This is a genomic window from Mesorhizobium sp. 128a, assembly GCF_053848025.1.
On sequence record NZ_JBSPKY010000012.1, the window covers coordinates 79,823 to 93,056 of the forward strand.

The following is a 13,234-nucleotide window of genomic DNA, read 5'->3' on the forward strand; positions in this document are numbered from 1 at the left end:
ACGTCGACGACGCATGGTCGATGCCGTCAAAATCTTCAGATTGTCGCGCCCTAGTTCGCCACGGAGAACGAAATCAGGTTCCAGTGATGCAGCCAGTAATATTCGTTCTGTTCCGCGCGCGTGCCGGTCGGATTGCGGAAGATCGCGGCACAGGCCCTGGTGTCCCGGAAATAGAAGCAGACCCGGTTGCCCTCGAAATGCGCATGCCCGCCGCTGTCGGCGACATCGCCCCACGTATAGGCATAGGTCGATCCGTCCTCCGACGCCGTGACGCTCCACGGGACGCCGCCCTTGAAATCCTTCGCCTGCAGGGTGCCGGCGTTCGTCGCGCCGTCCAGCACACGCCCGGCGATCGTATGGCCGAACATCAGCCGGTGCATCTCGTCGCCGTTCAGCCTGTCCGGCGATCTCGGATCGAAGTCGAACGGCAGCTCCGGAATACCGGCCTTGAGCAGCCCTTCCTGAAAGCGCATGACGTCCTCGAGCTTCATGTAGGTCATGTATTGGGCGGCCAGGAGAACAGTCATTCCACCCCCGTCCCCATAGGCTTGCGAGTAAGCTAGGATCCTTGGCAGGAGGGAAGCGGCCTTGTCGGTCGCACCGAGATGTCCATAGGCAGACATGAGCGGCAGCAAGTCGCCGTATTCGGGGTTTGTCGCCAGCGCGACGTTCTTCTCCAGAGAGGTTACCGCCTCCGGATATTTTCCAAGCGAGAACGCGGCCAGGCCGCGCAGCCAGTTCGGCCATCCCCCGTCGCGCGGATCGACGCGAAGCGACGCCGCCACATAGGCGAGCCCCTCATCCGGGTTGCCGGCGAAGATCTGTGCCAACGCCATTTCGCGGTAGTTCCAGACGTCGCTCGGATCGAGCGCGATGGCGTGCTCCAGAGCGTCAATCGACGCGTCCGCCTGCCAACTGAACGTGTGCTTTCGAGCGATGAGTTGATAGGCGTTCGACGAAGGATGCTTCAGCGCTTCCTGAAGGGCGCCCCAGGCAAGATGCAAGGTCTCGATATGACCCGTGCCAAGCGCCCGCTCCCTCTCTTCGTTGCCGGCTGATTGATCATAGACCCAAGCAAGCTCGGCCAGGGCCTTGCCGTAACCCGGATCGAGTGCGATCGCCCGCTTGAAATGCGCTAGCGCGCCGGCGAAGTCCTGAGGCGAGCCGCGACCCTCGAGCTCCAGTCCCTGAAGATACGCTTCATAGGCCGCCGGATTGGCGGTGCTGCCAGGGGTCGTATCGCCCGCGGCCCGAACGAGGCGAAGCTCCAGTGCCATCGCGACATCGTCGACGACCCTGTTCTGCAGGGCGAGCACATCGCTCCAGGCGCCATCGAAGCGCTCGGCCCACAAATGCGTCCCGGTGGTCGCATCGATCAGCTGCGCATTGATGCGCAAATCGTCGCCCGCACGGCGAACGCTACCCTCCAGGATGTAACGGACGTGCATTTCCCTGGCGATCTGATCCGGTGGGGCCTTCCTGTCCTTGTAGTTGACTGCGGCCGTACGCGACATGACGAGAAGGCCAGGCACACGCGCCAGTTCAGTGGTCAGATCCTCGCTCATGCCATCGGCGAGGTAGCCCTGTTCCTTGTCGTCGCTCAGATTGTCGAAGGGCAGCACCATCATCGACGGCTTGGCGTCGACGGGCGTCGCCGGCCAGAACCACCACGCGCCACATGCCACTACGAGAGCAGCCAGGACCGCCACCGCGCCAGCCGGCAAGAGCCAGCGAGGCAAGCTCGATCTGCGTGGCAAGGCGTGCACCATGCCGTCGATCCGCGCACTGTAGACGTGCACAGGCCGGATGATGTTTTTCACCTGCTGCTTGCCGGCATCGTCGAACGCGATGTCGATCTTGCCTTGCAGCTGATCGTAGGCGGCGGCTGAGACCAGCAGGCCGCCGGACGGACAAATCTGTTCCAGCCGCGCCGCGATATTGACGCCGTCGCCCATCAGATCATCGCCCTCGACGACGACGTCGCCCAGATTGACACCGATGCGGTAGGCGATCCGGCGCTCCGGAAGCATGTCGCGTTGTTGTGCGCGCGCGTCGCGCTGGATGGTCACGGCACAAGCGACGGCATCGACCACCGAGCCGAATTCGACGATCGCGCCGTCGCCCATCAGCTTAACGATACGGCCGTTATGCTCGGCGATTGCGGGATCAATAACGTTGGAGCGGAGCGACCGGATCGCGGCGAGCGTCGCTTTCTCGTCCGCCTCGATCAGGCGCGAGTAGCCGACGATGTCGGTGGCCATGATGGCCGCCAGTCGCCTCGCTTCCCGACGTTCCTGCATCGCGGCCCTCCCACGGCGCGCCGCCAAGACGTGCATCATAGAGGTTTGAGGCCTCCGGCGCGACAGGCTTTCACGAGGCCGTCCTAAGTCCCGCAGGCAAGTCTGCATATTTCGGCAATGCATTATTTTCGAAATTTCGGAGGCAGGCACAGAGTTCCACGGCCACCTGCGCACAAAGCGACCCCGAACTTGTGCCAGCATCCGCGCCAACCGGAGCGATCCGTGTTGGGACGAGCGCGGGCAGGCAGGCGCGAAACTCAGCCGTCAAGCACTGGGTCCTGGGTCAGAATAGCGGCGTTCAGAGGCATGGCCCGGTAGCGCAGTCTGCCTTGCGCCCTAGCCATACAACTCGGCTCGCAACTCGTATCGCCATATGAATGCAGGAAGAGAATGTCGCCCCAGGATTGTCAACGCCATCCGAACGGCTGGAACGACGAGCTCCTGCCCCAGCCTACATCCGCACCCCGAAATTTAAGGCCGGGGCCTGAGAACACCGCTTAGCACCGCTTTGTTACAATGCCGGTTGCGGGCATGGCATGCCGGCGTCGCCGCAGCGTGAGGCCGTCGGCCTTGGCCTGGAGTCCTCGGACTGTCGCACAAGTTCGGCGAAGAGAAGTGCGAAACTTCCCAACACGAGGAAGACGATAATCAGGCGTGTCACCGGCAATAGACAGGTCTCGACTGGCTAGCCCCCCAGCCACCCATCCTCTGCCGGCTAACATGATCTATTGGGCTTTACGAGTGTTTAAGCTCCGCCTTAACCATCACATTCGCCGCTCCGGCGACATGAAGCGCGAGGGGCCGATTTTCGTTCCGGCGCAGCCGAAGTGCGACGGGACGCTGCCTCCCTTTGCAGATGCGCTTGCCCATGCTACCCCACGCAACCGCCGCCGACCGCCATCGGGAAGTCATGAGCAAAGCCAGTCTCGCCTTCGTCTCCTCAGACACCGCCGATGCCAAGGCGGCGATGGAAAGCCTGTCGGCCCGCTATGGCCAGGCCTCTCAAGAGGACGCCGAGGTGATCGTGGCGCTGGGTGGCGACGGTTTCCTGTTGCAGACCCTGCGCGACACGATGAGCACGGGAAAGAAGGTCTACGGCATGAACCGTGGCACCATCGGCTTCCTGATGAACGAATACCGCGTCGGCGGTCTCACCGAGCGCATCGCGGCCGCGGTCGCCGAGACGATCCGGCCGCTGGAGATGCTGGCGGTGACGCATGGGGGCGAAACGGTTTCGGCGCTGGCCATCAACGAAGTGGCGCTGTGGCGCCAGTCCTACCAGACGGCAAAGATCCGCATCACCGTAGACGAACAGGTACGCATCGAGGAACTGAACTGCGACGGCGTGATGATCGCAACACCGGCAGGCTCCACCGCCTACAATCTGTCGGCGCACGGGCCGATCCTGCCGCTCGACGCGCCGCTCCTGGCGCTCACCCCGGTCAGCCCGTTCCGGCCGCGCCGGTGGCGCGGCGCGCTGCTCTCCAACAAGGCGACCGTGCGCTTCGACATTCTGGAGCCGGAGAAGCGTCCGGTGAACGCCGCCGCCGACCATACTGAAGTGAAAGCGGTGGCGTCGGTGACGGTGAGGGAATCGCTGACGGCGACCGCCACGCTGCTCTTCGACCCCAATCATTCATGGAACGAGCGCATCCTCGCCGAACAGTTCCGGTACTGAGCCGGTACCCGAGATGCGCAGGCGCCAACAAAAAGGGCGCCGCCGCGACGCCCCTTTCAAGCGTTGCGAGACGCAATGCTAGAAATGATAGTTCACGCCGAACCGAACGGTGTTGAACTTGAACTTGGCCTCGAAACCATCGCCGCCATTTCCGGTGCCAAAATGGCCTGTGCCGAGATCGGTATAGAGATATTCCGCCTTGGCTGACCAGTTCTGATTGAAGGCCCATTCCAGGCCACCGCCGGCCGTCCAGCCAGTCTTGGTGTCACTGCCGCACCATTCATCACCGGGACAAAAACCTGACAGTTCTCCCTTTACCCTGCCAATGGCGAGGCCGCCTGTGACGTAGGGAAGGAAATTCTCTACCGCATATCCAACACGAGCACGCGCAGTGCCAAGCCATTGTGTGCTGAATGTGCAGGTATCGGTCGTCCCGCACCCCCAGCCAGTCCCGCCGTCGCCCGACCCCTTCAGTCCGGAGGCCGAAAAATCTGCCTCAACGCCTGCGACGATGTTGCCGAATTGCTTGTTGTAGCCAATGGCTATGCCACCCAGAACGCCATCGTACTTGATACCGTCGGAGGGAGATCCGTCGTCCAGGGCGTGCGTCGTGCCCCATCCATAACCAACAACGCCACCCAGATAGACGCCGGTCCAGTCATGGACCGCCGCTACAGGCGCTTCGACCAACGCATCCGCAGCAAGAGCAGGCGTCAGGGCAATCGCCGCGAATGCCACGGCAAGGAGAGCGCTTTTCATAGTCTTTGTCCTGAGAGAGTCACTGAAGCGAGCGAAATCAACTGTGCGGACTCTGGCTGCAGAAATATAGAAGTCAATTGCTTAGTCAGGTCTTTAGAGGTGCAAGGACTAGAGAACGCCCGCCAGCGTTGCAAGCTTGCATCACATCCGCCATCGGGCGAGTTGGCGCATCGGGGAGCGTACGGTCATCTGCAACGTTAAACACCGCGATTAAGCTTACGTTTTCACAATCGTGCCAATCCCGCCCGTTTCTGTTGACAAATCGCGGGCTTGCGCCTAATCGCAATACCAATCTTGCAGGCACGCTGTGCTTGCCGCGACGGATGCCGTTGCGCTTCCCCGAACCAGCCAAAGACAACAACACTTGTCCTCAGACACCACGACCGCTCCAGAAGCGTTGACCTTTTCAGACCTTGGCCTGTCGCCGAAGGTCCTTTCCGCAGTCACCGATGCCGGCTACACCCAGCCGACGCCGATCCAGGCCGGCGCTATCCCGCATGCGCTGCTCGGCAAGGATATTCTGGGCATCGCCCAGACCGGCACGGGCAAAACCGCCTCCTTCGTGCTGCCGATGCTGACCCGCCTCGAAAAAGGCCGGGCCCGCGCCCGCATGCCGCGCACGCTGATCCTCGAGCCGACACGCGAGCTTGCCGCGCAGGTCGAAGAGAATTTCGTTCGATACGGCAAGAACCACAAGCTCAACATCGCGCTTCTGATCGGCGGCGTCTCCTTCGACGAACAGGACAAGAAGCTGGAGCGCGGCGCCGATGTGCTGATCGCCACGCCAGGCCGCCTCCTTGACCACCGCGAACGCGGCAAGCTGTTGCTCAATGGCGTCGAGATCCTCGTCATTGACGAAGCCGACCGCATGCTCGACATGGGCTTCATCCCCGACATCGAGCGCATCTGCGAGATGATCCCGTTCACCAGGCAGACGCTGTTCTTCTCGGCGACGATGCCGCCGGAGATCACCAAGCTTACCGAGAAATTCCTGCATGCGCCGGTGCGCGTCGAGGTCTCCAAGGCCGCATCGACCGCCACCAGCATCATCCAGCGCCTGGTCAAGTCCGGCTCGAAGCCGTGGGACAAACGCGAGACGCTGCGCAATCTGATGAAGGCCGAAGACGCCGAGTTGAAGAACGCCATCATCTTCTGCAACCGCAAGGTCGAAGTGTCGGAGCTGTTCCGCTCGCTGCTGAAGTATGATTTCGATGCTGGCGCCCTGCATGGCGACATGGACCAGCGCGCCCGCATGCAGATGCTGGCCAATTTCCGCGACGGCAAATTGCGCTATCTCGTGGCGTCCGACGTCGCCGCGCGCGGCCTCGACATCCCCGATGTCAGCCACGTCTTCAACTACGATGTGCCTATCCACGCCGAGGACTATGTCCACCGCATCGGCCGCACCGGTCGCGCCGGACGCTCGGGCAAATCCTTCACCATCGCCACCAGGTCGGACACCAAATACATCGACGCCATCGAGCGGCTGATCGGCAACAAGATCGAGTGGCATGACGGCGACCTGTCGACGGTGGTCGCCAGCGAAGGCAGCGAGGACGAAGCGCCCCGCCGTGGCCGTGGCGCCCCGCGCCGCGCCGGCCGCAAGGATGACGACCGCAAGGCCCATGATCGCAAAGACAACGACGAGCGCAGGCCACGCGAGCGCCATGCCAAGCGCAGCGACGCGCCGGCGGCAGATGCCGCACGCGAGGAACAGCCGGTCGCAGCCGAAGCCGCGGTCGCCAACATCGGCGAACGGCATCAGCGCAAGGAAGCAATCCGCTCCGATAACAGCGAGCGCAAGGTCTCCGATCGCAACAACGAAAACCGCGCTCCGGAACGCGGCGATACGAGGCCGCAACGCGCCAGCAACAGCCGCCCTGCCCGCAGCAACCGCGGCGGCGAAGACAATGACGGCACCGTCGGCTTCGGCGATGACATGCCGGCCTTCATGAAGATCGTCGCCAAGGTCTGATTTCCGGTTTTCGGTTTCGCGAGGCAAGCCGATCACCCGGCTTGCCTGCCGCGATCATTTCCGTCCCGTCACATCGGGCCGGGCATCATCTTGGTCGGCTTTTCCAGCATCGGAAACTCGGCCTTGCTGCATTTCACCTTCGGGTTCGTCGGGCTGAACATGCCGTTCGGGTTGTCCCTGAACAACCAGGCGTGAAGGTCGTAGTGGACGAACTCCCTCGGAATGAGCGGATAGTGCCCTTCCATCGGTCCCATGAAGGTCTGACCAAATAGCTTTGGGGCTTCCTTGACGTCCGGCGTCAGTGGCACCAGCCATTCCACGCCCACCAGCTTCAAGCCTTTTTTGGTCGGCTCGTAGATCAAGACATTGGGTTTCATCGGGTCGAGCTTCTGGCCGACGCTGGGAACATTAACGAAATGGATGCCCATGGCGCCCTTTGGATAATCCATCGTGCCGGGTATCTTTTCGCCGCTGAAGTAGACGCAACCTTCGGTCGACAGATAAAGGTCGCGGATGGCGGCCGTGTAGTCCTCATATTTGGCGAGCGATTTCTTCAAGGCTTCGATATCTGCCTTGTTGGCGTCTTCGGCGCGAGCCGTGGCGGCCACGCACCAAGCAGAGACTAGACCTGTCAAAACGAGGACGCCGCAACGCCCAAGACGAGCTGTTCTTGTCATGCATTCCTCCCAGATTTCATGATCTGGCCGTGCAAGACCGGGGCCGAATAGATGATGACTGCGCGGCCGTTTGTACCCGCCCCATCCCCTCTCTGGAACGGTGTCAATGCTAATCCTTTCCAAGGTCTCCGGAAAGAGATTATTAGAAAACTCTAATGCTTTAGATCTTTTGGCGGACCACAGGAGCCAAAATGAAAACGGCCCCTTGCGGGGCCGCCTTCGCATTCGATGCTTTTTTCCTATTGGACCATGATCGTTTCCGAAAACCGGTACCCACTTTTCGGGATCATGGTGGCGATCAGGTAAGCGGCGAAAGCTGGATCTCTACACGCCGATTCTGCGCGCGGCCGGCCGACGTTGCGTTAGACGCGATCGGGCGGGTCTTGCCGAAGCCGGTGACGGCGAAGCGGCGCGAATCGACGCCCTGTCCCGACAGGTAGTTGGCGACCGCCAATGCACGGCGCTGCGACAGATCGAAATTGTGCTCGTCGCCACCGGTCGAATCGGTGTGGCCAAACACATCCACCGTCGTCTGCTTGAATTTCTTCAACACCAGCGCAACGGAGTTCAGCACCTGGTAGAAGCCTGGCTTCACCGCATCCTGGTCCACGTTGAACGTGATGTCGGACGGCATGTTGAGGATGATCTGGTCACCGGTGCGGGTAACGCTGACGCCGGTGCCCTCGAGCTGCCGGCGCAATTCCGCTTCGTTCTGGTCCATCGTGGCGCCGATCGCGCCGCCGGCCAATGCGCCGATGCCGGCGCCGATCAGCGCGTTGCGGCGGTCATTGCCGCCAGCAAGCAGACCAAGGCTGGCGCCGGCCAAGGCACCAAGGCCTGCACCCGCGGCGGTGTTGGAAATCTTCTGATCGCCAGTATACGGATCAGTGGTCGTGCAAGCGCTCACCAGCACAGCCGTCGCAACGGCGACGAGCACAGTCTTTTTCATAGAATCGTCCCTCTCCAAACCGCGGCCCTTGCGGCCGCGCACTTCAGCCCTTCCACGGGTCTTGTACCATGAAATACGGCGAAAAACCGAGCGGCGAAAGCGGCTTTTCCCCGCTTGCGCCACTCTTCTGCCTAAGCGGTTGGCGCCGGCCTACCAGAGGTTCTTGCCGTCGATGACGACCACCTCGACCTTGTCGAGGTCGAAATCGTCAAACAGCCGCGAATTGACTGAAATCTTGGGATTGTCGAAGTCCGGCTTGCCGGTCGACCAGTCCGGCGTTTGCGTGAAGGTGCCGCAGCCGCAAATGGCGCAGAACCCATGCTTGACGGTTTTCGATCCCCATTCATAGACGGAGACGTTCTCGGCCGGGCTGGTGAGCTTGAATTGCGAGGGAACGTAATAGGCCCAAAGCGACCCGCGCTTGGAGCAGAACGAGCAGGTGCATTGGGTCACAGTCTCGGGCGCCTGCGAAACCTCGAATGTCGTGGCCTTGCAGTGACAACTGGCCTTGATGGTCATGAACCGCTTTCCTCTCCGTTGCCGCCCTATGCGGCAAAGGCAACATAAAGGAACGCTCCTGACAACTGTCTGTCAGCAGGCTTGATCGATCGAGCCGAGCGGCGTTCTGGCTGAGCGGTCTGTCGCTACCTGCCGATATAGGCAGCCAGTTCGTCCGGCGTCCCATTTGGGAAAGCCTCTTTTAGAAAATCCAGGAACGCCGACACTCGTGCGCTGAGCAGCCGCCGCGATGGGTAGAGCGTCCACAGAGAGATCTCGGGACCGTCAATATCCCCCCAATTCACCAGTGTGCCGTCGGCCAGGTCGTGGGCCACCAACGAAATGGGAAGCCGTCCTGCGCCAACGCCGGCTCGCACCGCATCCCGCACCATGATGAGCGTTGACAAAGCTAGGACAGGTTCGATCCTGATTGTCGACCGGCCACCTTCTGTCTTCACCTGCCAAGTTTGCCGCTCACCTGTCCCGCGCGCAACGCCAGGAGCGGCGAGCCCAGCGGTCGTACGAGGAAGGTTGGGGCTCGCCACAACGACCAGGCGGTCACGGAGAAACGCTCGCCCAACCAGGCTTTCGTCGGGATCTGGATTGACCCGGATGACCAGATCGTAGCCTTCCTCGATCATGTCCACCTGCCGGTCCTCGGTCGTCACTTCAAGCCTCACCTCCGGATATTTGAGGGCAAACCCGGCAGCGATCCTCCCCATTGCGGTCTGCGAAAAATGCAAAGGCGCGCTGATCCGCAATCTACCCCTGGGTCTCTGACCGCCCGAGGCAATCGCCGAAGCCGTCTCGTCCAGTTCGGCAAGCAACGCCCCCGTCCGCTCGAAGAGCGCCCGTCCTTCTTCGGTCAGCTTCAGGTTACGCGCACCCCGTTCAAACAGGCGCAGATCAAGACTGCTTTCCAAGTCTCCAACGCGCCGGGACAGCGTTGCCTTGGGTCGGCCGGTGGCCCTTGCCGCCTTGCCGAAGCCACCATGGCGGGCAACGAGATTGAAATCGGCGAGGGCAAGAAGATCCATTGATGTTCCACCAGTGAGACGACGTGTCTAAAATTGCCGTCTACTGGACGCTTTGTGAGCCACTCATATTGGAGGTGTCAAGCAATCCAACAGGAGAAATTTCATGACTATTCTCGTTACCGGCGCCACCGGCAATATCGGCCGCCAAGTCGTCGAACACCTCGCCAAGCGCGGCGTCGATGTGCGTGCTCTCGTCCGCGACCCGTCGAAAGCCGGCTTCCCGGCTGGCGTATCCGTCGTGCAAGGCGACTTTCTCGACGTCGATTCGCTGCGCAAAGCCATGTCTGGGGTTTCCACCCTGTTCCTCTTGAACGCCGTGGTACCGGATGAATTCACCCAGGCTTTGATCGCACTGAACGTCGCCCGATCGGCCGACATCGAGCGGATCGTCTATCTGTCGGTGATCCACGCTGACGTCTATGTGAACGTGCCGCATTTCGCGGGCAAGTTCGGCGTCGAGCGGATGATCGAGCAGATGGACTTCAAGGCTACGATCTTGCGCCCGGCTTACTTCATCCAGAATGATCTGACGATCGAAGACATCATCACCGGCTATGGCACCTACCCAATGCCGATCGGCGCCAAGGGTCTCGCCATGATCGACGCCCGTGACATCGCCGAGATCGCAGCCCTTGAGCTGCTGCGCCGCGAACAGTCCAAGGAACCGCTTGCGCTCGACCGGATCAACCTCGTCGGTCCGCAGGCGCTGACCGGGACGGATATTGCCGCAATCTGGTCTGACGTGCTTGGCCGCCCAATCAGCTACGGCGGCGACAATACAGAGGGATTCGAGCAAAATCTCAAGCAGTTCTTGCCCGCCTGGATGGCCTACGACATGCGCCTGATGGGTGAGCGCTTCTTCACCGACGGGATGCTGCCTGAGCACGGCGACGTCGAGCGCCTGACTGCGCTTCTGGGCCGTCCACTGCGCCGATATCGCGACTTCGCCTCATCAGTCGTTGCTTCCGCCTGACGAAAGCACAAATACACCTAAACTGAGAAGCGCTTGCCAGTGCCGAGGATGTCCCCATGTCACATGCCAGCCTTCTCAGCAAAACGTTCTGGAACAACGGCCTGCCTTCCGATGAACCTTGTCAACAATACTCAGTAGGAACGCGGCGGCACGAACAGGCAGATCGTCTTGCCGGCGTCGAGACCAGCCTGGTGCGCGCACCAGTGGAAATCGCCGTCAGGTGAGTCCTTGACCCGCTTGTCGCTCATCGGAACGACCTCCCCCGTTCCGGCGATGACATAACCCTCGGGTTTTTCCAACACCTCGCCCGTGTGGGTGGCGCGGCAGTCATAGTTGGCGCAGCAGGCGAAGGGATAACTCCAGCCTTGCGGCTTCGCCGCCGTCGGCTTGGCGTCATGGGCGAAGGCGGGTGCGGTCAGCACCACGATCGCGCCGATCACAAACAGGGGAAAAAAGAGAAGTCGGCCAGCCGGTTGAACGGCTCTGGCCGATCGGACTGTGGCAGCAGACATGGAAACGTTCCTTTCAAGCGAGCATCAAGCGTTTGCTTGCCCGTTCTTGGAACGTGTCTTCCCCAGTGACCGAATCGTCAGCTCGCAGATATGCCGCGTCCGGCCATAAATGCTTTTTTCAACCCTCAGCCCGAGATGTTGGGCTGATTCCTTGGTCGGCGCAAGAAGTGCATGGGTACCACAGTGCCGCACCCCGAGCGCCGACATCTGCCGTCCAAAAGGGTGCGCCGGCTTGGTTAACAAGAGGTTAACGACGCGGTGCCCAGCAGGCATTAGCCGCCGGAGGCGTGCCCCTCATATTGCGGCAGGTCGTCGGCGATGGTGAACCACGGCGCCTTGGACCCGACGAAAATGTGCGCGGTCGGCCGTATGGTGGGATCGTCCACCAGCGTGCCCATGGCGACATGGACATAGGCGCCGTCGCGGACTAGCGAATAGAGCAGCGAGCCGCAGCGACTGCAATGCGCATCGTGGCCGCTGTCGTCGCCGAAATGGATGAGCCCGTGATGCCCTTCGGCAAGGGCGAACTTGTCGCGCTCGATCCCGGCGAACGGCTTGAAGGCCGAACCTGTGGTGCGCCGGCAATTTGAGCAATGACAGTTCGCGGCATAGACGAATTCGTCCGCCACCTCATAGTGGACCGCGCCGCAAAAGCACTTTCCGCTGAGCTTGCGAGTCATCGGCTCCTTCCTAGTCTAGATCGGCAACCGCTTCACCGGCACCGCCTTCTATGCGCTGCGACAGCGAAGCTTCCATGAAGTCGTCGAGATCGCCGTCGAGCACGCTCGACGGGCTGGTGCTTTCGACGCCGGTGCGCAGGTCCTTCACCAGCTGGTAGGGCTGCAGTACGTAGGAGCGGATCTGGTGTCCCCAGCCAATGTCGCTCTTCGACGCCTCGGTGGCGTTGGCGACCGCCTCGCGCTTCTTCAGCTCTTCCTCGTAGAGGCGCGAGCGCAGCATTTCCCAAGCCTTCGCCTTGTTCTTGTGCTGCGAGCGTTCTGCCTGGCAGGCGACCGCAATGCCCGTCGCGATATGGGTGATGCGGACTGCCGAGTCCGTCGTGTTGACGTGCTGGCCGCCCGAACCGGACGAGCGATAGGTGTCGATGCGCACGTCGGATTCGGAGACGTCGATCTCGATCCTGTCATCGACGACCGGATAGACCCAGATACTGGAGAAGGACGTGTGGCGGCGCGCATTGCTGTCATAGGGCGAAATCCGCACCAGGCGGTGGACGCCGGATTCGGTCTTCAGCCAGCCATAGGCGTTATGGCCCTTGATCAAGAGCGTGGCAGACTTGATGCCGGCCTCTTCGCCGTCATGCACTTCCAGCACCTCGACCTTGAAGCGGCGCCGTTCGGCCCAACGCGTATACATGCGCAACAGCATCGAGGCCCAGTCCTGGCTCTCGGTGCCGCCGGCGCCGGCATGGACTTCGAGATAGGTGTCGTTGGCGTCGGCTTCGCCTGACAGCAACGTCTCGACCTGGCGGGCCTTGGCCTCCCCTTGCATCGAGCGGATGGCGGCTTCGGCTTCGGCAATGACGCCTTCGTCTCTCTCTTCCTCGCCAAGCTCGATCAGGCCGATATTGTCTTCCAGCGCCTGGGTCAGGCCCTTGACCGCCGCAATGCCCTCTTCGAGGCCCTGGCGTTCTCGCATCAGCTTTTGCGCTTCCAGCGGTTCGTTCCAGAGGCTGGCGTCCTCGGCCCGTACGTTCAGGTATTCAAGCCGCTTTATGGCTTGATCCCAGTCAAAGATGCCTCCTCAGCAGGGTTATCGCCTGCCTGATCTCGTCGACAATGTTCTGCGTTTCCGCGCGCATGGCTGGTTGTTCTGTCCTGTTTTTAAAGTGGCGCTTGGGTCGGCGCGATACATA

General features: G+C 61.5%; 12 protein-coding genes. 3 read left to right on the top strand and 9 right to left on the bottom strand.

All coding sequences use genetic code 11. The annotated features are described in order from the left end of the window. Window positions 1-50: 50 nt before the first annotated feature. Window positions 51-2,501 carry an adenylate/guanylate cyclase domain-containing protein gene (locus tag ACWTU9_RS20405; RefSeq protein WP_455859947.1) on the bottom strand — a complete coding sequence of 817 codons (2,451 nt, stop codon included), beginning with the start codon at window positions 2,499-2,501 and terminating at the stop codon, window positions 51-53. 709 nt (window positions 2,502-3,210) lie between these two features. Here ACWTU9_RS20405 and ACWTU9_RS20410 point away from each other — a divergent pair. Further along, a complete protein-coding gene (locus tag ACWTU9_RS20410; protein WP_455859849.1) occupies window positions 3,211-3,978 on the top strand; it encodes an NAD kinase in 768 nt (255 codons plus the stop codon). Window positions 3,979-4,056: 78 nt separating this feature from the next. Here ACWTU9_RS20410 and ACWTU9_RS20415 read toward each other — a convergent pair whose 3' ends face one another. Further along, window positions 4,057-4,737, bottom strand: coding sequence for an outer membrane protein (locus ACWTU9_RS20415; RefSeq protein WP_455859850.1), 681 nt, complete (start codon window positions 4,735-4,737; stop codon window positions 4,057-4,059). Window positions 4,738-5,101: 364 nt separating this feature from the next. Here ACWTU9_RS20415 and ACWTU9_RS20420 point away from each other — a divergent pair, with 364 nt between their 5' ends. After that, window positions 5,102-6,712, top strand: coding sequence for a DEAD/DEAH box helicase (locus ACWTU9_RS20420; RefSeq protein ID WP_455859851.1), 1,611 nt, complete (start codon window positions 5,102-5,104; stop codon window positions 6,710-6,712). 68 nt (window positions 6,713-6,780) lie between these two features. Here the strand turns inward: ACWTU9_RS20420 and ACWTU9_RS20425 are convergent, their stop codons facing one another. The 4 genes from ACWTU9_RS20425 to ACWTU9_RS20440 all read right to left on the bottom strand — a co-directional run bounded on the left by ACWTU9_RS20425 (window position 6,781) and on the right by ACWTU9_RS20440 (window position 9,873). Then, window positions 6,781-7,389: a hypothetical protein gene (locus ACWTU9_RS20425; RefSeq protein WP_455859852.1), complete on the bottom strand. Its 609-nt coding sequence runs from the start codon at window positions 7,387-7,389 to the stop codon at window positions 6,781-6,783. Between the two features lie 298 nt (window positions 7,390-7,687). Next, window positions 7,688-8,338 carry an OmpA family protein gene (locus tag ACWTU9_RS20430; RefSeq protein ID WP_454588572.1) on the bottom strand — a complete coding sequence of 217 codons (651 nt, stop codon included), beginning with the start codon at window positions 8,336-8,338 and terminating at the stop codon, window positions 7,688-7,690. Between the two features lie 150 nt (window positions 8,339-8,488). After that, window positions 8,489-8,857 carry a GFA family protein gene (locus ACWTU9_RS20435; protein WP_454588571.1) on the bottom strand — a complete coding sequence of 123 codons (369 nt, stop codon included), beginning with the start codon at window positions 8,855-8,857 and terminating at the stop codon, window positions 8,489-8,491. A gap of 125 nt (window positions 8,858-8,982) precedes the next feature. Beyond that, window positions 8,983-9,873, bottom strand: a complete 891-nt coding sequence (locus tag ACWTU9_RS20440; RefSeq protein WP_455859853.1) for a LysR family transcriptional regulator — start codon at window positions 9,871-9,873, stop codon at window positions 8,983-8,985. A 103-nt stretch (window positions 9,874-9,976) separates the two neighbouring features. Between ACWTU9_RS20440 and ACWTU9_RS20445 the strand changes: the two genes are divergently transcribed. Beyond that, entirely contained in the window at window positions 9,977-10,846 is an 870-nt protein-coding gene (locus tag ACWTU9_RS20445) for an NmrA/HSCARG family protein (protein ID WP_455859854.1), read from the top strand. Between the two features lie 131 nt (window positions 10,847-10,977). Here ACWTU9_RS20445 and ACWTU9_RS20450 read toward each other — a convergent pair whose 3' ends face one another. The 3 genes from ACWTU9_RS20450 to prfB all read right to left on the bottom strand — a co-directional run bounded on the left by ACWTU9_RS20450 (window position 10,978) and on the right by prfB (window position 13,180). Continuing rightward, complete coding sequence (locus ACWTU9_RS20450; RefSeq protein WP_455859855.1) at window positions 10,978-11,358, bottom strand: hypothetical protein; 381 nt, start codon at window positions 11,356-11,358, stop codon at window positions 10,978-10,980. Between the two features lie 272 nt (window positions 11,359-11,630). After that, entirely contained in the window at window positions 11,631-12,038 is a 408-nt protein-coding gene (locus tag ACWTU9_RS20455; protein WP_454588567.1) for a GFA family protein, read from the bottom strand. A 10-nt stretch (window positions 12,039-12,048) separates the two neighbouring features. Next, window positions 12,049-13,180, bottom strand: a protein-coding gene (gene prfB, locus ACWTU9_RS20460; protein WP_455859856.1) for a peptide chain release factor 2 whose coding sequence is annotated in 2 segments (ribosomal slippage) — window positions 12,049-13,113 and window positions 13,115-13,180 — 1,131 coding nt in all. Because the reading frame shifts where the segments join, the coding sequence is not laid out codon by codon here. Window positions 13,181-13,234 lie beyond the last annotated feature (54 nt).

Bases quoted from the DNA above. Each gene is read 5' to 3' on its own strand.
- ACWTU9_RS20435 (WP_454588571.1), bottom strand. From the start codon at position 8,857: ATGACCATCAAGGCCAGTTGTCACTGCAAGGCCACGACATTCGAGGTT.
- ACWTU9_RS20410 (WP_455859849.1), top strand. From the start codon at position 3,211: ATGAGCAAAGCCAGTCTCGCCTTCGTCTCCTCAGACACCGCCGATGCC.
- ACWTU9_RS20415 (WP_455859850.1), bottom strand. From the start codon at position 4,737: ATGAAAAGCGCTCTCCTTGCCGTGGCATTCGCGGCGATTGCCCTGACG.
- ACWTU9_RS20440 (WP_455859853.1), bottom strand. From the start codon at position 9,873: ATGGATCTTCTTGCCCTCGCCGATTTCAATCTCGTTGCCCGCCATGGT.
- ACWTU9_RS20405 (WP_455859947.1), bottom strand. From the start codon at position 2,501: ATGCTGGCACAAGTTCGGGGTCGCTTTGTGCGCAGGTGGCCGTGGAAC.
- ACWTU9_RS20450 (WP_455859855.1), bottom strand. From the start codon at position 11,358: ATGTCTGCTGCCACAGTCCGATCGGCCAGAGCCGTTCAACCGGCTGGC.
- ACWTU9_RS20455 (WP_454588567.1), bottom strand. From the start codon at position 12,038: ATGACTCGCAAGCTCAGCGGAAAGTGCTTTTGCGGCGCGGTCCACTAT.
- ACWTU9_RS20445 (WP_455859854.1), top strand. From the start codon at position 9,977: ATGACTATTCTCGTTACCGGCGCCACCGGCAATATCGGCCGCCAAGTC.
- ACWTU9_RS20425 (WP_455859852.1), bottom strand. From the start codon at position 7,389: ATGACAAGAACAGCTCGTCTTGGGCGTTGCGGCGTCCTCGTTTTGACA.
- ACWTU9_RS20430 (WP_454588572.1), bottom strand. From the start codon at position 8,338: ATGAAAAAGACTGTGCTCGTCGCCGTTGCGACGGCTGTGCTGGTGAGC.